The sequence below is a fragment of the Spirochaeta lutea genome (genome assembly GCF_000758165.1).
Classification (GTDB): Bacteria; Spirochaetota; Spirochaetia; order DSM-27196; family Salinispiraceae; genus Spirochaeta_D; species Spirochaeta_D lutea.
Genome location: NZ_JNUP01000003.1, coordinates 107,657 through 125,902, shown reverse-complemented (window position 1 = coordinate 125,902; position 18,246 = coordinate 107,657). Strand labels below are relative to the sequence as shown.

Here is an 18,246-nt window from a genome sequence, read left to right as displayed (position 1 = left end):
GCCCTTTTTTATTAAAAAAATAATTCTATAGGATTTCGTTATTATCTTGTTATGTATTGACTTCCCCCTATAATCGTATATCATTTAATGCATGAGCGACTACCTAGACCCCAACAATGAGGAACTACTCAAAGACTTCTACAGCGAAGCTGAAATGCAGGTGGAAATGCTGGAGCAGAATATCCTTGTACTAGAAAATGATTCAAGTAACGAGGATGCCATTGATGAGATTTTTCGAGCTGCACATACCTTAAAGGGTGCTGCTGCTACGGTTCAAATGGCCGAACTCGCCGAATTTACCCACATCGTAGAGGACGTACTTGATGAGATTAGGAGTGGGAAGCTGACGGTTGATGGTGATACCATTGATCTGTTGTTAAACTCCATCGACATTATAAAAGAAATGCTTGCCCAGCGTAGCCAAGGGCTTGTTTACCAAGAAGATATTTCCTCAGTGGAAGATCAATTGCGTGGTCTGCTAGGAAATGGTGGCGAAACTCCTAAAAAGAAGCCGGCGAAAAAGGAACCAAAAAAACAGGAGTCCAAAACGTCCGGTACCGCTGCTCCTAATCAAAGCCTCAGTGAATATGAGTTTTTAGAAATGAAGGAGGCTGCAGGGGACGATGAGGAAATTTATCAGGTAGACGTAAGCTTCGATGAGGATAATCCCATGAATACCGTCGGGGGGATTCAGGTTTTTGCTGCACTAAAATCCATCGGAACCTTATTGAAAACAGACCCTGATTTTGAACGGCTGTACGAAGATGTTTTTTACCCCCATGTTGTTTATTATCTTGCAACGAAGGAAGATCTTGAGACTATTCAAGATAAGGCATCCATTACCGATGTAACCCTCGGAGCTTCTATACAAGCAGTGGGAAGCGCTCCGAAGAAGGAGGCTGTAAAACAGACAGTCCCGGATGGGCATACCCTTGAACCTAGCACTCCTAAGGAACCGCTCGGGGCTATTGCAGCAGATCCCGATTCATCGCGGAATGATGACCTTCCTGAGCATGACAGTCTTGATGGGGCGGGGGTCGAAACTTCCGATGCCTCGGGAGATGGTTCCGAGGATGGTTCAAGGTCCCAGGAAGTCCGAAAATCTGGACCTGCTTCGAGCAGTATCCTACGGGTAGAGAGTAAGAGAATTGACGATCTCCTAAATCTTGTTTCGGAAACCGTCATTAACAAGGCCACCTTCAACCAGGTTAGCAACCAATTCACTGATAATATGACCCAGCTTCAGACAATTCAAAATGATTATCGTCAGTTAATAAAAGAACTCTTTGATAGTCTGCCGGAATACATGGAGCGTATCGAACAGGGAATGAGTATCAAGGACGTAAAACGAGATATTCTCGAAAACTATGGGAACTTACTCACCATGTTTGATGGTATACAAGCCAGTTTCAAGGGTTCCATAGCAAAGTTTAGAAGTACAGCACAGAATCTCGGGCGGATCACGAGCGAATTACAAGAGGGTGTTATGCGGATCCGGATGGTTCCGATTTCGCAAATTTTCTCCCGGTTCCCCCGTCTTGTCCGTGATCTCAGTAAATCTCTTGATAAACGGATACAGCTTAAAATTGAGGGTGAAGATACCGAGCTCGATAAGAGTGTTATCGAAGATCTTCTGGACCCGCTGATTCACTGTGTTAGGAACTCCCTGGATCATGGGATTGAGAGTCCTTCAGATCGTAAGCGCGCAGGAAAGTCTGAGGAGGGCTTGCTGCTGCTTCGTGCTTCCAATGAGGGTAATATGATTCTCATTGAGATATACGATGATGGCAGAGGGATAGATGTGGATATGGTTAAGAAAAAGGCCACTGATCGAGGAATCATCCATCCAAACAAGGTGCTCAGCGACGTTGAGGCCTATAACCTAATCTTTGAACCCGGATTTTCTACAGCAAAAGAGGTAACGAATATCTCGGGCCGGGGTGTAGGGTTGGATGTAGTTAAAAAACAGATTGAGAAGCTCAATGGAAGTGTGTCTGTTTCCTCTACTCCGGGAAAGGGTACTCGATTTACCATTAAAATCCCCCTCACCCTTGCTATCATCCAAGGCTTGCTGGTGCGAGTTGGAAAGGAAATGTACGCAATCCCTATAACGGCCGTGCTGGACAGCCATCGTATTAAGCCGACTGATATCAAGCGAATTGATAACTATGAAGTTTTCAATGTGCGAGAAGATGTGGTTTCTTTGATGCGCCTAAACCGGATATTTAATATCCCAACCGATGAAAATAAGGAGCATTATTTCGTTGTAATTGTTGGGAGTGGCGACAAGAAGATGGGCCTTATCGTTGATTCTCTTATAGGCGAGGAGGATGTAGTCATCAAACCCCTGAGGGATCACTATACCAACGCTCCTGGCATTGCAGGTGCAAATATTACTGGTGACGGTACGGTTAGCCTAATCATCGATGTAAGCCAGCTACTTGAGTTGGGACAGAAACAGGAGCGTGATGCTCGCGAGAAAAGGGAAACTGCAACCAGATAAAGGAGATAGGCATACATGGCAACCCTAGCAAAAAAGAACCGACGTGCCAGCAGAACAGGACTTCATCGGGATGCGGTAGAAGATAAGACAGATCTTGTAGATTTTAAAATGGTAACCTTTTCCCTGGCCGGGAAAGACTATGGAATTGATATCATGAAGATCAAGGAAATAGCGAGATTTGTAAATTTTACCTATGTACCTAATACCCCTCCCTTTGTACGAGGTGTGTATAACTTGCGTGGCGAGATTATTTCAATCATTGATCTCCGGGCCATGTTCAATCTACCCCACGAGAAAAAAAAGGATGGGGAGGAGGAGTCAGGTCTAATCCTTCGGCTTGAATCTAATATGATCGGTGTCGTTGTTGACCGGATTGATAAGGTGGTCGGAATCCATTCAAGTACCATCCAACCCCCGCACCCTATTTTTGGGGACATTAATATCAAATACATCAGTGGTGTTGTAGAAAATGACGGTCGATTATACATCATATTAGATGTGGAGAGAATTCTTGGTAAACAGGATGATTCTCAGAAGGAAAATGTAAAACCCACAAGTCTGCTCGACAATACAGTTACACCAGCAAAAACGAAGGAGCAAACTGACTCATCCGCGGCACCGAAAGAGAGTGGCTCATCCAAGACAAAAAGCGGCAAAGATGATACCAAGCAGTTAAATAAGCAGTTTGTTGCTGAGTCTTTAGAGGCAATTGAGGGATTCCATCTTACCAGTCTCAATCAGGAGTGGTTTGATAATCGATTTGATCAGTGGTACCAGGAACGCGGCGAAGCCGATAGCCAAGTGCAAAGCCAGGCTGACGCAGTGAGCTTTCTCAGTACCTTTTTCTCTCCCTACACCGGAAAGCTTTGGGGTGATGATTACGCGGCGCAGTTTGAAAAAGAGTTGCCTTCAGAACTTGGGAAACAAATACATGTTTGGAATCCTGGATGCGGAAAAGGGTACGAGAGTTACTGCCTGGCTGCGGTTCTACGAAAGAAATACCCCGATGTGCAAATAAAAATTTGGGCGAGTGATAAAGATTTATTGAATATTTCGGGAGCGCCAACCCTGGTTTTTCAAGAAAACGAGGTGCCGAGTTGGTGCCGTGAGTTCATGACCTCGGGTAAAAACGGGCTTTCCTTTAATCAGAAGATTAAGGATTCCATATTGTTTGAATATCATGATATAAATAACACACATAGTATGCCGCCGATACAGGTTATCATGGCGCGGGATCTGTTTTCATTTATAAAACCCGAGGCTTTAGCAAGAATCTTCGAAGAAATAAATGATAGGGTGAAGGGAAACGGTGTACTTTGTTTGGGGAAAAATGAGAAGCCACCCAAGGAAAGTGGTTGGTTCCGACAGGAAGGTAGTCAATTGGGTTTCGCTCGAAAGGGCTGAATATCCGTATTATAACGATTAGGAGTTACGTACCATGAGAGTTGAGTATATCAACCCCTTTGTTGAAGCAGCATATAGTGTCCTTACGGAGGTGCTCAATACAGAGGTGAAACGCGGTGAATTGTATTTAAAATCTACCTCAATGTCTGTCCTTGGGGTTGCTGCTATTGTGGGCTTAGCCGGAGATGTAGAAGGTAGGGTTCTGTTTGACATGACCGGTAAAACCGCACTGAATGTTACCAACGCAATGTTGGGATCTATGGGAATGGAAACCATTGAAACCTTCAATGATATGGGTAAAGCAACTATCACCGAACTAGCCAATATGATTACCGGGCAGGCGGTAACAAAGCTGCATAATCTCGGCTTTACCTTTGACCTAACACCGCCGGCCCTGTTTACCGGTGAGAATATGGAGATCTCCGATCAACGGGTAGAAGCACTTATTGTTCCAATGGAAACGGAGTACGGAAAAATCGAAATTAATGTGGCCGTCAGAGAACGGTAGGGGAGATTGAGCGACCATGAGAACAAAGGGTGATTTTCCAAACATTAACGAGCGGCAAGCAGAAGGGGTGAAACTCGACGGTACTCCGTACCGAGTATTGGTTGTCGATGATTCGATGTTTGTTACTAAACAAATTCAGCAAATACTAACGTCTGAAGGCTTTGAAATTATTGGTGTTGCAGTTAACGGTGAAGAGGGGGTCGAAAAGTATAAAGAGCTTCACCCTAACGTAGATCTTGTTACTATGGATATAACAATGCCGAAAATGGACGGTGTTACTGCATTAGAGAAGATTATAGATTTTGATAAAGAGGCTACCGTTGTCATGATTAGCGCCCTCGGTAAACAAGATTTAGTAAAACAATCCCTAATGCTTGGGGCAAAGAACTATATTGTCAAACCGCTGGATCGGAAAAAGGTTCTTGAACGAATTGTTAATTCCTTAAAGAGATAAGGCGTAGAATTATACTATTTACGACCGTACAGCAAGCTTACCGGAATGGAAGTCTGTGCTGTTTTTAATGGGCGGTAAGGAGTGCCTAACAAACGATGCCACCGTTTGTTAGGCCTCACTATTTTACATCAAGGTATTGGCAATCCTATAAAAATTTTGTAGTATGTAGCTCGTTGGGGCGGTTAGCTCAGTTGGTTAGAGCGCTTGCTTGACATGCAAGAGGTCGTTGGTTCAAATCCAATATCGCCCAATTATACCTCATAATTTAACCAGATTTCCGAAGAATGGGTACAGCTCATCTGTAAGTAGCAAACAGCAAACAGGGAAGGGTACACGCTTTTGCCCGCCTAGTAAAAACATGTACCCTGGTGCTAGTATGTCCCATACGGCCCTGATTAGGATGTGAGTTCTTCGCCTCTTGCCATGAGCACCTTACCTGTACGTACCATCTCTATGACCCCGTATTGTTCCAGGATTTGCGAAATACTATCCAACTGTTCTGAGTGACCATGAGCCAATAAAATCACCGTAGATTCCGATACATCCGTCGTCTCGCATCCCATGGCGTGGGCGAGTTGCAGTACCTGCATTCTGCTTTCTCCGGTACATTGAATCTTATAGAGGGCGAGTTCTTTCTGGATAATATCGTCCTCAGTCCGGTCATGAGCCCGGATAACATCGACGAGCTTGTTCAACTGTTTTAGGATCTGATCAAGTACTAATTCATCCCCGGTGGCAACAATATTCATGGTGGAGTAGCGAGCATCCTTGCTCTCGCTAACCACCAGGCTATCAATGTTGTATCCCCGGCGTGCAAATACAAGAGCTATACGTATCAGAACACCAGGCTTGTTTGCAACGAACAGACTTAGGGTATGTCTCTTGAAGGCTGGAGTATGTTCCTTCTGCTTCTTCTTCGATGACACGATGGGGGGGTCTGAGAGAAGGGTAGGATTTCCGATGTATCCCGGTATCGGGTTAGTATTAGTGTTCATAGAATGCTCCTATGTTGAACCAACAGGTTTTGCCATGGTGTGTTTGGGGGGTTCCAAAATCATATCGGATAAGGATGCTCCAGCCGGGATCATGGGGAATACATTGTCCTCCTTCGAAACCTGAGCATCAATGATACAAGGGCCTTCATTGTAGGCGAGGGCGGCAGAAACAATCCGTTTCACATCGGCGCTCCTTTTGATTCTGAATCCCTTTGCACCGTACGCTTCTGCCAATTTTACAAAATCAGGGTTTCCTTCAAGATCAACGCCGGAAAGTCTGTTCCCATAAAAAAGATGCTGCCATTGTCTCACCATTCCGAGGAAGTTATTGTTGATAATGAGAACCTTCACGGGGAGTTTATTTATTACTGCCGTTGAAAGCTCATTTAGCGTCATTTGGAAGCCACCATCACCAACGACAGCGATTACTGGATTGTGTGGATGGGCCAGCTGTGCTCCAATGGCAGCAGGGAACCCGAATCCCATAGTCCCTGCTCCTCCGGAGCTGATCCAGTGGAATCGATTATCTGTTAGGCAGTATTGGGCAGCCCACATCTGGTGTTGTCCAACGTCAGTGGTAAAGATCCCCGCAGAACCAGCCTGCTTAGCAAATTCATCAATAACGTGTTGAGCGCATAGCCGTCCGCTTTTTTTGTATTTAAGAGGGAAACTCTTTTTCCAACGCTCAATTTGTTTCAACCATTCCTTTGTGTTCCCCGGTCGAGCCACAGCTAATAGGGCTTCAACGGCCATCTTCGCATCACCCTGAATGGTGACATCCATTTGAAGAATTTTATTGAATTCTGAAGGATCGATATCGATGTGGATTTTTTTTGCCGTTACACAGAACTTTTCTACGTTACCTACAATCCTGTCATCCCATCTGCTTCCGACGGAGATTAGAAGATCACAGGCGTCCACAGCCTTATTGGCATAGGCTGTACCGTGCATACCCAGCATCCCAAGATTGAGTGCATGGGTCTCCGGAAACCCACCCTTTCCCAAGAGGGTATTCACAACTGGAATGTTTAATTTTTCAACAAGGTACATAAGCGCTTTATCAGCACCACTAATTACCGCTCCATGTCCAACCAACAGGATGGGGCGTTCAGATGCTTCAATTAGACGCGCCGCCTCTACTATTTCCTCTTTATCCACATCCCCATGAACAAGATAGCCGGGGAGGTGGAACTCTTGGTTATAGTCGGGCTCAAATACAGCAGATGAAATATCTTTGGGAACATCGATAAGAACCGGACCAGGACGTCCTGTTTGTGCTATATGGAAGGCTTCTCGGATAATTCGGGGGATATCATGGGGGTCTTTTATCAAATAAGAATGTTTGACTACGGGAAAACTGATTCCTGAAACATCAGCCTCCTGGAACGCATCGAGGCCAAGATTCCATGTGGTTTGTTGACCGCAGATAATTACCATGGGGACCGAATCCATTTGGGCGGTTAAGATTCCGGTTATGGTATTTGTTGCTCCCGGACCTGAGGTCACTAAGACCACGGCGGGTTTTCCTGTAGCTCTAGCGTATCCATCAGCCATGTGGGTTGCCCCCTGTTCGTGTCGGGACAGGATTAACTTCAGGGGAGAGTCTACTAGGGCGTCGAAAATTGGAATAGCAGCACCACCGGGCAATCCGAAGATATGGTCCACACCCTGTTGCTGAATAACATCTACGATTACCTCAGCTCCGGTTTTTGCTTTTATTGCCATATGGCCTCCTTGGTCCTCATTTCTTTAATAATTTATAGTGCCAATTCGAATGGATGTCAAGTATTATGTAAAAATATAGTATTATAAGGATAAAAAATTATAGAAACAGAAAAAAGCCTTCAAACACCGTAGTAAAAACCATAATTATTATGAGATTTTTAAAAGTTTGGGTGAATAAATGCAGATATTCTAAGTAATCAGGATCAATCTAGGGTAGGGTGTGTAAAAAAAAGAAATCCGGAGCTGGAATACGGCGAGAATGGAACGATATAGTAAAAATTCACAAAGACTAGTGGGGAAGTTCTCTATAGTACATGGGAAATAAAAAATTCATGGAGGATCGGATCGGATCCTAACTCTGGGTGGAACGATGCAGCTAGCATATTTTTTTGCCGAATCAATACGGGTGCATGGGAGAAGCGAGAAAGAACCTCTACATTTATACCAGCCCGTACAATTCTTGGGGCTCGAATAAAAATACCTCGTAGATTATGGGATACACCGTAGAGATCAACCTCCAAGTCCGCTTCGAAACTCTCAACCTGGCTGCCATAGGCGTTGCGTTCTACGGTTATATCCATCAATCCTATATGACTCTGGTGATGGTGTTCGATAGTCTCCGCAAGCAAAATCATTCCTGCACAAGTACCGAATACAGGCATTCCCCCTGCAATTTTCTCCTTCAATGGAGCTAATAACCCTCGCCTTTCCAAAAGCATTCCAATGGTGGTGCTTTCCCCCCCGGGGAGTATAATCCCATCAAGGGTGCCTAGTTCTTCTTCCGAGCGAACAGGAACGGCGGTAACTCCCAATGAGCTGACCATTTGTAAGTGTTTGGCAAATCCACCCTGCAATGCTAAAACTCCGATTGTCTTCATCTTCTTCTACCTCATATAAAAATAAAGCCGGGCATCAGCCCGGCTTGAGATGAGATTGTAAAATCTACCATCCGCGTCCGGCAAGACGTTCGGTTTCGCCCATGGAACTAACATTAATCCCTACCATGGCTTCACCGAGATTTCTGCTTATCTCCAGGAGTTTTTCCGGGTTATCAAAATAGGAGACGGCATCCACAATAGCCCGTGCCCGTTTTTGAGGATCTCCGGATTTAAAAATCCCGGAACCGACAAAAACCGCTTCCGCACCTAACTGCATCATGAGCGCTGCATCAGCTGGGGTTGCTACTCCTCCTGCAGAGAAATTTGGAACGGGAAGTTTTCCCTTCGACGCAACCTCAAGCACCAGTTCAAACGGAGCTCCCATATTTTTCGCTTCAGTCATGAGCTGTTCTTTGCCAAGAGCTTGGATTCTGCGGATGTCATCCATGAGGGTGCGCATATGCCTAACTGCCTCGACAACATCACCCGTACCCGCTTCACCCTTGGTACGAATCATGGCAGCACCTTCACCGATCCTTCGCAGTGCCTCTCCGAGGTTCCGGCAGCCGCAGACAAACGGCGCCTTAAAGTCATGCTTCCAAACATGATATATATCATCTGCCGGGGTGAGAACCTCACTCTCATCTATAAAATCAATTCCCAGGGCCTGGAGGATCTGAGCCTCTGCGAAATGACCAATTCTACATTTTGCCATTACAGGAATGGAAACAGCTTTTTTGATATTCTCAATCATGTCCGGATCGCTCATCCGGGCAACCCCGCCGTGTGCGCGGATATCTGCTGGAACTCGTTCAAGAGCCATGACAGCTTGGGCTCCCGCTGCTTCCGCGATCTTCGCCTGCTCCACATCGACAACGTCCATGATAACGCCGCCCTTAAGCATTTCTGCGAGACCTACCTTAGTTTTCCAGGTAGAAACCTGTCTATCAGACCATGTTGTATTACTCATAACGTTTTACCACCTTTTCTTCCCCGTTGTAGAAAAGTTCTCCAAAATTTAGCATCACAGTAAAGATATCTTGCATCAAAGTCAATCTATATTCACAGAACCCGGTAGAGTTGGTAGAGTAGAGTCATGACTCGGGAAGAAGAACTAGTACAAAATTATAAAGAAATAACTGAAAAAGTTAACCAGGAATGTCAAAAGGTAGGACGATCAGCAAGGAGTGTCTCCATAATGTGTGTGAGTAAAACCTATCCTCTTTCGGATATTCAGACGCTCCAAACCCATGGCATCCGTTGTTTTGGTGAAAATCGAGCTCAAGAAACCATCGAAAAGTTTCCGGAACGTCCGGATGATTTGGAATTACACTTCATCGGTCACATCCAACGGAATAAAGTCAAAAAGATTCTTCCGCGGTGTTCTTGGCTGGACTCGATTGATAGCCAACGACTTCTAAATGAGGTCTTGAAGCAACAGGCAAATACCGATTCTGTACAGCCTGTTAATCTCCTTTTCGAGGTGAACACATCCGGCGAGACCCAAAAATCCGGCATAGAATCCATAGAGGGATTATATGATATTCTCGATCTCATCGATAGAACCCCGGATTACCAGCGTTTAGTAAATCCCCGGGGATTGATGACCATAGGTCCATTAACTGATGATGAATCGAGAATTCGCCGGTGCTTTAGGCATCTGCGAACGATCTTCGAAGAGATCAAGGGGCAAAATCGGTATCCGCATTTTGACACCTTGAGCATGGGGATGAGTAGCGACTTTCCCATTGCAATTCAGGAAGGATCAACAATGATCCGTATCGGTACCCATATTTTTGGAAAACGAAATTATGCATGATGCTCGGGTATGGATTCGTCGTATCTGCATCATTCTCATGTTTTTGGTGTTGGGTTCGGGGACTGCATGGACGGAAGAATACACTGGTCCTCCTGGAACACCAATTTCTCCTACCTATCAGTTAGACTATCTGCAGCAAGCCGCCCGGGAAGCCGAGGGGGACGACAGTAAAAAGGATACGGGGGATGAATTTCCCCAATGGGCCCAGGTTCTCCGCAGGGGAGAGGTTATCGCCATCGGGTTTTTCCCCTTCGCATTTTTAGTAACCCAGTTCACCTACGACATTGGAAGATACCTGGTGTTTACTATTGAAGGGCGAGATGTGGCACCAAGATACGCCCCCTTTATCTTTTCACCACCGGATAAGCCCAGCAATACCACCGAAGAAAACCTTGGGATACTTGTAAGCAGTGCTGCGTTGTCCATAGTGGTGGCGATAATTGATGGAATCATCGATCATCAAGCGGCGAAGGGTGTTTCGAATAATGAAGACTGACATTATTACCTTCATTGTGGAAAACCCTCTGCATGAGGGGCTCCGGGTTGATGCTGTGCTGTCCATGGTGGAACAGGGATTGACTCGAAGTCAAATTAAGCAACGTTGCAAGGCTGTGAGGGTTAATAAAAAATCTGTAAAACTATCCCATCAGCTGAGACTGGGTGATTTGATTGAGGCGGAATTAGTTGAACTAAACCCGCCGAACCTAGAGCCTCAGGACATTGATATCCAGGTCCTTTATGAGGATGACAAGGTGATTGTATTAAATAAACCCCAGGGGCTGGTTGTACACCCCGGGGCCGGGCATCACCCTCATACCCTGGTCCAGGGGCTGCTCTATCACCATAAGGTGAGTCAAGAGAGTGATCCCTTGCGTCCAGGAATCGTCCATCGACTTGATAAGGATACCTCGGGGGTGATAATTGTCGCCAAGGATTCCTATACCCATGCAATGCTCAGCGATCAGTTCAAAAATCGTCGGGTAGAAAAGCTGTATCTTGCGATTTTGCATAAACCCCGGGATCCAAAGAGTCCTCTCCTAACAATGCCAGAAACCGAATGGTATTCCGTGAGGAACCGGATAGGGAGAGATCCGTTAAATCGGAAACGCTTTGCCGTTGTTGAAAGCGATTCAGAAGCCTCTACCGGACGTTTGGCTGTTACTCATTTTCGGATACGAGGAGGGAGCCCTACCTCCTTGTTGGCTCAGATTAAAATTGAAACCGGAAGGACTCACCAAATCCGGGTTCATAGTGCCTTCCTCGGTGCCAGTGTGGTGGGTGATACTCTCTACGGAGCAAAAAACCGTGACGACACCCTTATGCTTCATGCGTATAGATTACGAATCACCCTGCCGAATGAGACTATTCCCAGGGAATTTGAGGCACCAATACCGGACCGATTCATCCGCTACATGGAAGGATGGTGATGCTATTGTACCGTCCCGGGAAATTTCCGATTAAAAATCAGTGAAGAGGCGCTGGAGGTAGGAATTCGTGATGCGCTCTTCAGTTCCCTGGAGGTCGTCATTGGTTTCGATTTCTATGCCGATAGAGGAGGGGGGGCCCTGGCTCGGTAGAATGACCATTTCCTTGGGGAGCGAAAAGAGGGTCTCTTTTATACATTGAATGAGCAAAGCCCGGCCGTAACTTTCGTCGGCTTTTACCACAAGGCCAGCCTCAAGAAGCTCTCCGGTAAATAAGGTGGATCCTATCCGGTAAATGATGGAATCGCTGTGATGCCCGGGAAGAAAGATGGGCTCAATTTCGATATCTGCAGCTCTGAAGGCTGCCATTTCTTTGACATTGGTAATTGGGATGCCTGCAATGGCATCCAAACCGCCGTAGATTGAGATAGAACCGTAAATACGCGGCAAGCTCAACAAGGCCGGAACATTCTGAGCATCTCCATGGGTCAAGAGTACGGAGTCAACGATCAATCCTCTTTTTTCTAATAATTCGAATAGGGGAAGTTCGATCTCAAAGGGATCTACAAGTAGTGTCTTGTTCGAATTATCCGCACTGATGATGTAGGTGTTTTTCAGATGTTTTGTACTAAAGTAACTAGCTGCCTGCATGTCCAACTCCCCTGGGTTTACTGCCGGTCATAGATGGCCTCTTCACGGTTTGCATACCGGAAACTGACCTCCTCAAACCGTGTGTTGAGAAAATATGTGGATTTCACATTGCAATCCTCGAAGGATACTCCCCGAGTCTGGGCGTTGATGAATCGGCTGTACATCAAATCAGAAGCAGAAAAATCACATTCATTGATCGTGCTTCCGTTAAAACTCGTTAATACGACATCCGAGCCAGAAAAGGTAGTTGTTGAAATTTTCGCCGCAGCAAAGGTTGATTCCATGATATGCGACCCGGAAAAATCGGTATTTTCTATGACCGTGAAATCAAAAAAACAGAGCATGAGGGTAGCAGAGGAAAAATTGCATCCCTCGATTTGACAATTGGAAAAGTCGCATCCGATAAGCTGTTTTCCACTTAAATCCCAATCTGACAATGATATGCCGCTAAAACAAAGATCATTTAAGGTTTCACATTCCTGGATTTGGGTAAGAAGGAACTCTTTATATCCAGTCTGGTCAGAGCGGTGAATGGGACAATTGGTTTCACCGGGGATTCGAAGGTTCTGGCATTCGGGAATGGGGCAGAGTTTGCGGTTAAACATAGGTATACATTAGGACATGGAGCGGATTCCTGCAATGGAGAAATCTTGCGACCCAATTCGAAATAGGATAGTATGTTCAACATGGTATGTTTTTCTTGTGGCCAGCCATTAGATTCCCTTTTATCGCCTCGTGAACCGGTTTCGCGTACTCTGGAGTGCGTAAACTGTCATGCCGATGTGCATGTGTGCAAGAATTGTGCATTTTACTCACCGGGTAGTCATTGGGATTGTGCTGAGACAATCCCCGAAGCGGTAGTACATAAAGAACGGTCCAATTTTTGTGACTATTTTAAACCCCAGCAAACCGGTGCTGGTGATTCTGCTGCCCAGGACAAAGCACAATTCGCCAAAGAAGCTGCGCGCAAGAAGGTTGCTCGGTTGTTCGGGAATCCGGACGATGGGGCATCCAAAGCAGAAGGGAAGTCGAATCCTCTTTCAGCACTATTCAGCGATGAGAATGAGACGTAATTATTCATGAAGCCGGTGGTTTTTATAGATTCAGGCGTAGGGGGATTGCCCTACCTTTGGGAGTTGCGTAGCCGTGCCCCGGGTCAGTCCCTGGTGTACGTAGCGGACCAGCAGAACTTTCCCTATGGCACCAAATCAGTAGAAGAATTACAAGGCTTGTTACATGAACTTCTCTTGGAAATCTGCAGGGTTTGGGATCCTCAGATTGTGGTACTGGCGTGTAACACCGCCAGTGTTGTTGGACTGGAGTATCTCCGGGCTGAATTCCCTGAAATTACCTTTATCGGAACCGTTCCCGCGGTAAAACCTGCAGCTCTGAACAGTGTAAATCGGGCCATCGGGGTCCTCTCGACCACCAGAACCTCCCAGGATCCGTATCTTCTTGATCTCATCCGTCGCTATGCCGCCGACTGTCTGGTGCATATCACGCCTCTGGATCCCCTCGTGGCTTTGGTTGAGAGTGGTCAGCATCGAAATCCTGCGGTGCTCCGGGAAATTCTTCAACCGGTCATTGAGGAATATCAGGAGGCGGGTATTGACCGGGTGGTTTTGGGGTGCACCCACTTCATCCATGCGGATGCCGAGCTGGCTCGGTTATTTGGTCCGGGCATTTCACTGGTTGATTCCCGGAAGGGTGTGATAAACCGGGTCATGAGTTTTTTGCGTAAGATTTCTCCTGCTATAGAATATGATGAAGCACCTGAAACCGGCCATGCACCATGGTTGTACCACCGGGGGCGTGGAAACCCTGGTGCTGTATACCAGCAGTTGTTGACTGATGCAAAACTTCGCAGGTGGTGCAAGGAAACGGTTTATGAATGAGGTGAATCACCGACACGGGACAGTCTTGTGGGGGGCGAACAATATCTTTGCCCTAGGGCTACTCTCTGGCGAAGATCCCAGAGAGACCTGGGAATGCCGGCTCAAAGGGAAGCGTCTCAAAGTGGATGATGATCCCTACAATCCGCTTTCCCCGGGTGACAGGGTCATGGTGGATCGCCACGGAACCATCCTGGAACGATTGCCCCGTGCCAATGCTTTTCATCGTTGGAATATCAAACGTAATAATCTACAAACCTTGGCGGCAAATCTTGATCAGGTGGTGATAATGGGTTCGGTAGGAACCCCGCCATTCAGACCGCGGTTTTTAGACCGTGCCTTGATATGTGCAGAATATGATTCGGTCACACCAATTATTGCCATTAACAAAACTGACCTCGGGGTCACTGATGAGGTTCTTGAACGGTTAGCAGTCTATCATGGGCTTGGAATCCCCGTACTATTGTTTTCTGTTGAAACCGGCGAAGGAATGCCGGAGCTCCTATCCTTGTTATCCAATAGGGTCACCGGGATAGTCGGACAGTCAGGGGTTGGAAAATCCAGTTTGTTACAATCAATCTTCCCTGAGGTGGTAATAAAAATCGGGGAAGTGTCCGAAAAATACCAGCGAGGTCGGCATACAACCACCCTTGCACGGATGTACCTCCATTGGTCTGGTGACGGTACGCCGGATCTCAAAATCATTGATACTCCGGGTGTACGCGAACTAGGAATGAACTTCATCACTCCCGCCGACTTGTCGTTTTATTTCAAGGATTTCGATCCATACCGGTCTCAGTGTGCGTTTTCCAGCTGTACCCATGACCATGAACCGGGATGTGCTGTTACGCAAGCCTTCGAGGATGATCTGATTCATCCGGATCGGTATGAGAGCTATCTACGGATTCTCCAAGAACTTACCCTAGCAAAACAAAGGAAGTATGAATGAACAGTCATAGTATACGTGTGTTGGAATTTGACAAAATTCTTGCCCGTATTTGCGGGTACGGGTTTACTTCATGGAAGGGTAAGGAGATACAAGCAGATCCGGAGGGGGAATTCCAGAGAACCCGTGAGGAAGTTGTCGACCTCATGGGTAAAAGCCAAGCCTTGATGGCGCTGATTTCTCATCCCGATTTTCCCGGGCTGCCGTTTATTGAGGATTTCACGCCGGTCATCAATACATTGGGTGTACAGGGGGCATCCCTGGAGCTTGAGGATTTCATGATTCTCATGCCGGTGTTGGTTTCCGCCATAGCACTCGTTAGGTACAAGACACCGGAGCGGTTGGAACAACTATTCTCCCTGGCCCCTGACACCTGTTCTGTCATCTCTGAAATTTTTTCCGGACTGCCCGATCTTGAAACCCTTGGAGGGATGCTTTTGCCCTATTTTGATTCCCAGGGTACATTGAAAGAGGAGCAGATTCCCGAGTTACGAACCATACGACGTAAAATTCAACTGTTGAACCAAGAGGTTTTACACCATGCGAAGCAATTATTAAGCAATGACGCAGCTGTGTTTAACAGTGATAATCCGGTTTTTAGAGACGGTAGGATTCTTTTGCCCATGCGCAGTGATGCCCGGGGAAAATATCAGGGCATTGTCCATGGGAGTAGCGATACTGGTCAAACCCTTTTTATGGAGCCCCAGAGCCTCTTGGAACAAAATAACGAACTCATGCAGGCCCAGGTTTCCTACGAGATAGAAATTCGAAAAATCATCCGAACCTGTTCAAGAGTCATTCAGGATTACCTGGGAGAATTGAGTAGGCTGCGGGAATTCTACGATTACTTTGATTTTCTGGTCATGAGGGCCAGATGGATCTATTCCATCGGTGGAAGTGTACCGCACCTATCTGAGGATCACCTGTCGCTCACTGGGGTCCGTCATCCTTTGCTGGGAAACCATGCCGTTCCCTTGGATATTCGTTTTACAGAGGGTAAGCGGATCATTATAATTACCGGGCCGAATACCGGAGGAAAGACCGTCGCCTTGAAGACTCTGGGATTGATGAGCCTCCTCGTTCGTGCCGGCATAGCCATTCCTGCGGATGAAGGCTCGGTTATCCCCTGGTTCCCGCGAATATTTGCTGATATAGGGGATGAGCAATCCATTGAACAGTCCCTCTCTACCTTTTCGGCTCACTTGAAGAACCTCGGCGACATTATAGCCGAAGCGAAAGACGGCGACCTGGTGCTCATTGATGAATTGGGTACCGGAACCGATCCCAGAGAAGGGGGGGCGCTTTCCCTGGCAATTTTAGAGGCGCTCATTGATCACCGTTGTTTTGGGCTTATTACTACACACCATGGCAGTATTAAGGCCTATGCCTATGAGCATGATACCGTCGAGAATGCATCCATGGTGTTCGATGACTCGACGCTGAGTCCAACCTTTGTCATCCGATACGGTGTCCCGGGAGAAAGCCATGCAATTGACACTGCCCAACGGGTAGGCTTCCCTTCGGGGATTGTGACCAGGGCGAGGGAGTTCGCCAGCGAAAAGGGCTCACGGCTAGATACGCTATTAGAATCACTTCAGGAAAAAGAAAGAGCCTTAGAAGAGGCTGGTAGGGCTGCAACCCACGAGCGGGAGGCCCTTGGGAAGGAGCGCCAGACCGTAGAGCAGCTGAGGATTGATCTTGAAGCTCAGGCTGCTGAGTTGAAAAAACAACAGCTGAGCGGGGTGAACGATTATTTAAAAGATGCCCGCAAAGAGATACAGGCGCTCATTCAGGAAATCAAGGCATCCGGGGGGTCTGTCGATACAAAACAGATTCATCAGAAAACAAACTTGTTGAGTACAGAAACGCATGAGGCCGAATTAGCTGCGACCCGTCAATTGAAAGACCTGAGAAGCCGACACCTTCCAGACCTAATCCCTGGTTTACGGGTGCGTATTTCTGGTTCCAGTCAAACAGGGGTGTTGGTGAAGAAACAGAAGGATGGGAAGTGGGTTGTTTCTGCCGGGGTAGTGAAGATGACCGTGGCTGAGGACCAGTTGTCCTTAGCGGAGGCCAATGAAACGAAGGTTGGATATTTCACACCCTCAGCGGATCAAAAGCGGTTTTTCTCGACTGACCAGCATACTGCTTCTGGGCCTAGCCGCACAGCTATGTTTACCTTGGATTTACGGGGTATGCGCCTACAAGCAGCGATAGAGGAGCTTACAAGGCAGATAGACGACGCCATGGTGCAAGGGTTGTTCTTTTTTAGTATAATTCATGGAAAGGGAACCGGCGCACTGCAAAAAGGTGTGCATGATTTTCTCGGCACCCTCGGTTGTGTGAAAAGTTTTTCATTTGCACGGCCTGAGGACGGGGGTACTGGAAAAACATTGGTGTATCTTAAGGAGGATTAGGTGAAACGAGTACTGTTAGCCCTAGCCATGGGACTTATGATCATGATGCTAGGCGGCTGTATAGAGATAGAAATGAATACTAAAATTAACCCTCAGAATGGAGGGACCTTTACTATTTCTTATACGATGCAAAAAGATTTTTATGAAATGGGTGCGCTGGAGCAGGATGATAGTGCAGAGGCATTACCTCTGGATGAGGCTGAATTCAGGGATGCTGTTGATAAAACCGGACTGCATTTTAGATCATTCGAGCAAATTGATGACGGCAATGCCATCACCATCCTAGCGGCCTTCGACTTCGACTCGGTGGAAGCCTTGAACCAGTATTATGAGGAGCAATCCGAGTTTGCGAAAGGCATCAGGGTAGAAAAAAACGGTGACACAACAACCTATACCCAGCCGCTGCTTCCCGCCGCAACCGGTGAAGATGCCCCGTCCCCCGAGGACCTGGAAATTATGAAGACCTTCTTTGAAGGGTTTGAACTCCGGTATGTTCTTGAGGCACCTGCTGCCATCCAACGAGCAAACATTGGTACTGTGGACGGCAATGTTATCGCACTTTCAATCGGGTTCGAAGAGATGGTAAGTTTGCAAGAAGACCTCGTGTGGGAAATTTCCTGGAGTCAATAA

Annotated in this window: 18 protein-coding genes and 1 tRNA gene; 13 read left to right on the top strand and 6 right to left on the bottom strand. The window is 46.8% G+C overall.

The genetic code is table 11. The features are described from left to right. Window positions 1-91: 91 nt before the first annotated feature. The 5 genes from DC28_RS01050 (at window position 92) to DC28_RS01030 (ending at window position 5,119) form a co-directional block, all read left to right on the top strand. Window positions 92-2,503, top strand: coding sequence for a chemotaxis protein CheA (locus DC28_RS01050; RefSeq protein ID WP_037544718.1), 2,412 nt, complete (start codon window positions 92-94; stop codon window positions 2,501-2,503). A gap of 15 nt (window positions 2,504-2,518) precedes the next feature. Further along, the gene (locus DC28_RS01045; protein ID WP_037544716.1) at window positions 2,519-3,907 is read left to right on the top strand and encodes a chemotaxis protein CheW; all 1,389 of its coding nucleotides are present in this window, start codon (window positions 2,519-2,521) and stop codon (window positions 3,905-3,907) included. 34 nt (window positions 3,908-3,941) lie between these two features. Next, window positions 3,942-4,415, top strand: coding sequence for a chemotaxis protein CheX (locus DC28_RS01040; protein ID WP_037544714.1), 474 nt, complete (start codon window positions 3,942-3,944; stop codon window positions 4,413-4,415). Window positions 4,416-4,431: 16 nt separating this feature from the next. Next, window positions 4,432-4,869 carry a response regulator gene (locus DC28_RS01035; RefSeq protein ID WP_037544712.1) on the top strand — a complete coding sequence of 146 codons (438 nt, stop codon included), beginning with the start codon at window positions 4,432-4,434 and terminating at the stop codon, window positions 4,867-4,869. Window positions 4,870-5,045: 176 nt separating this feature from the next. Beyond that, a tRNA-Val gene (locus DC28_RS01030) sits at window positions 5,046-5,119 on the top strand. A gap of 145 nt (window positions 5,120-5,264) precedes the next feature. On the opposite strand, the gene ilvN is transcribed toward DC28_RS01030, so the two are convergent. From ilvN to pdxS, 4 genes are all read right to left on the bottom strand, one after another. After that, entirely contained in the window at window positions 5,265-5,864 is a 600-nt protein-coding gene (ilvN, locus tag DC28_RS01025) for an acetolactate synthase small subunit (protein WP_052078296.1), read from the bottom strand. Window positions 5,865-5,873: 9 nt separating this feature from the next. Next, window positions 5,874-7,589, bottom strand: a complete 1,716-nt coding sequence (gene ilvB / locus DC28_RS01020) for a biosynthetic-type acetolactate synthase large subunit (protein ID WP_037544710.1) — start codon at window positions 7,587-7,589, stop codon at window positions 5,874-5,876. 305 nt (window positions 7,590-7,894) lie between these two features. After that, window positions 7,895-8,467 (bottom strand): pyridoxal 5'-phosphate synthase glutaminase subunit PdxT, encoded by a 573-nt coding sequence (gene pdxT / locus DC28_RS01015; protein ID WP_037544708.1) that lies wholly within the window; start codon window positions 8,465-8,467, stop codon window positions 7,895-7,897. Window positions 8,468-8,531: 64 nt separating this feature from the next. Next, window positions 8,532-9,437 carry a pyridoxal 5'-phosphate synthase lyase subunit PdxS gene (gene pdxS, locus DC28_RS01010; protein WP_037544707.1) on the bottom strand — a complete coding sequence of 302 codons (906 nt, stop codon included), beginning with the start codon at window positions 9,435-9,437 and terminating at the stop codon, window positions 8,532-8,534. A gap of 126 nt (window positions 9,438-9,563) precedes the next feature. On the opposite strand from pdxS, the gene DC28_RS01005 reads away from it, so the two are divergent. Genes DC28_RS01005 through DC28_RS00995 form a run of 3 tightly spaced genes read left to right on the top strand, consistent with a single transcriptional unit; the run spans window position 9,564 to window position 11,713 of the window. Beyond that, the gene (locus DC28_RS01005) at window positions 9,564-10,286 is read left to right on the top strand and encodes a YggS family pyridoxal phosphate-dependent enzyme (protein ID WP_037544705.1); all 723 of its coding nucleotides are present in this window, start codon (window positions 9,564-9,566) and stop codon (window positions 10,284-10,286) included. After that, complete coding sequence (locus DC28_RS15025; protein ID WP_052078294.1) at window positions 10,279-10,782, top strand: hypothetical protein; 504 nt, start codon at window positions 10,279-10,281, stop codon at window positions 10,780-10,782. The genes DC28_RS01005 and DC28_RS15025 overlap by 8 nt, the downstream gene beginning before the upstream one ends. Next, window positions 10,772-11,713, top strand: a complete 942-nt coding sequence (locus tag DC28_RS00995) for an RluA family pseudouridine synthase (protein ID WP_037544702.1) — start codon at window positions 10,772-10,774, stop codon at window positions 11,711-11,713. Before DC28_RS15025 ends, DC28_RS00995 begins: the two co-directional genes overlap by 11 nt. A 30-nt stretch (window positions 11,714-11,743) precedes the next feature. Here DC28_RS00995 and DC28_RS15020 read toward each other — a convergent pair whose 3' ends face one another. Together DC28_RS15020 and DC28_RS00985 are read right to left on the bottom strand one after the other, a co-directional pair. After that, complete coding sequence (locus DC28_RS15020; RefSeq protein ID WP_052078293.1) at window positions 11,744-12,361, bottom strand: MBL fold metallo-hydrolase; 618 nt, start codon at window positions 12,359-12,361, stop codon at window positions 11,744-11,746. 17 nt (window positions 12,362-12,378) lie between these two features. Continuing rightward, window positions 12,379-12,966 (bottom strand): pentapeptide repeat-containing protein, encoded by a 588-nt coding sequence (locus tag DC28_RS00985; RefSeq protein ID WP_037544700.1) that lies wholly within the window; start codon window positions 12,964-12,966, stop codon window positions 12,379-12,381. 72 nt (window positions 12,967-13,038) lie between these two features. On the opposite strand from DC28_RS00985, the gene DC28_RS16580 reads away from it, so the two are divergent. The 5 genes from DC28_RS16580 to DC28_RS00965 are packed head-to-tail and all read left to right on the top strand — an operon-like array spanning window position 13,039 to window position 18,246. Next, complete coding sequence (locus DC28_RS16580; RefSeq protein WP_193382270.1) at window positions 13,039-13,434, top strand: hypothetical protein; 396 nt, start codon at window positions 13,039-13,041, stop codon at window positions 13,432-13,434. 6 nt (window positions 13,435-13,440) lie between these two features. Next, a complete protein-coding gene (murI, locus tag DC28_RS00980; RefSeq protein WP_052078292.1) occupies window positions 13,441-14,256 on the top strand; it encodes a glutamate racemase in 816 nt (271 codons plus the stop codon). Next, window positions 14,249-15,202 (top strand): ribosome small subunit-dependent GTPase A, encoded by a 954-nt coding sequence (rsgA, locus tag DC28_RS00975; protein ID WP_037544698.1) that lies wholly within the window; start codon window positions 14,249-14,251, stop codon window positions 15,200-15,202. Before murI ends, rsgA begins: the two co-directional genes overlap by 8 nt. After that, window positions 15,199-17,616 carry an endonuclease MutS2 gene (locus DC28_RS00970; RefSeq protein WP_037544696.1) on the top strand — a complete coding sequence of 806 codons (2,418 nt, stop codon included), beginning with the start codon at window positions 15,199-15,201 and terminating at the stop codon, window positions 17,614-17,616. The genes rsgA and DC28_RS00970 overlap by 4 nt, the downstream gene beginning before the upstream one ends. Continuing rightward, window positions 17,617-18,246, top strand: coding sequence for a hypothetical protein (locus DC28_RS00965; protein ID WP_037544694.1), 630 nt, complete (start codon window positions 17,617-17,619; stop codon window positions 18,244-18,246).

Bases quoted from the DNA above. Each gene is read 5' to 3' on its own strand.
- DC28_RS16580 (WP_193382270.1), top strand. From the start codon at position 13,039: ATGTTCAACATGGTATGTTTTTCTTGTGGCCAGCCATTAGATTCCCTT.
- ilvN (WP_052078296.1), bottom strand. From the start codon at position 5,864: ATGAACACTAATACTAACCCGATACCGGGATACATCGGAAATCCTACC.
- DC28_RS00995 (WP_037544702.1), top strand. From the start codon at position 10,772: ATGAAGACTGACATTATTACCTTCATTGTGGAAAACCCTCTGCATGAG.
- pdxS (WP_037544707.1), bottom strand. From the start codon at position 9,437: ATGAGTAATACAACATGGTCTGATAGACAGGTTTCTACCTGGAAAACT.
- DC28_RS00985 (WP_037544700.1), bottom strand. From the start codon at position 12,966: ATGTTTAACCGCAAACTCTGCCCCATTCCCGAATGCCAGAACCTTCGA.
- pdxT (WP_037544708.1), bottom strand. From the start codon at position 8,467: ATGAAGACAATCGGAGTTTTAGCATTGCAGGGTGGATTTGCCAAACAC.
- DC28_RS01005 (WP_037544705.1), top strand. From the start codon at position 9,564: ATGACTCGGGAAGAAGAACTAGTACAAAATTATAAAGAAATAACTGAA.
- murI (WP_052078292.1), top strand. From the start codon at position 13,441: ATGAAGCCGGTGGTTTTTATAGATTCAGGCGTAGGGGGATTGCCCTAC.
- DC28_RS01050 (WP_037544718.1), top strand. From the start codon at position 92: ATGAGCGACTACCTAGACCCCAACAATGAGGAACTACTCAAAGACTTC.
- DC28_RS15025 (WP_052078294.1), top strand. From the start codon at position 10,279: ATGCATGATGCTCGGGTATGGATTCGTCGTATCTGCATCATTCTCATG.
- DC28_RS01035 (WP_037544712.1), top strand. From the start codon at position 4,432: ATGAGAACAAAGGGTGATTTTCCAAACATTAACGAGCGGCAAGCAGAA.
- DC28_RS01045 (WP_037544716.1), top strand. From the start codon at position 2,519: ATGGCAACCCTAGCAAAAAAGAACCGACGTGCCAGCAGAACAGGACTT.
- DC28_RS15020 (WP_052078293.1), bottom strand. From the start codon at position 12,361: ATGCAGGCAGCTAGTTACTTTAGTACAAAACATCTGAAAAACACCTAC.
- rsgA (WP_037544698.1), top strand. From the start codon at position 14,249: ATGAATGAGGTGAATCACCGACACGGGACAGTCTTGTGGGGGGCGAAC.
- DC28_RS00970 (WP_037544696.1), top strand. From the start codon at position 15,199: ATGAACAGTCATAGTATACGTGTGTTGGAATTTGACAAAATTCTTGCC.
- DC28_RS01040 (WP_037544714.1), top strand. From the start codon at position 3,942: ATGAGAGTTGAGTATATCAACCCCTTTGTTGAAGCAGCATATAGTGTC.
- ilvB (WP_037544710.1), bottom strand. From the start codon at position 7,589: ATGGCAATAAAAGCAAAAACCGGAGCTGAGGTAATCGTAGATGTTATT.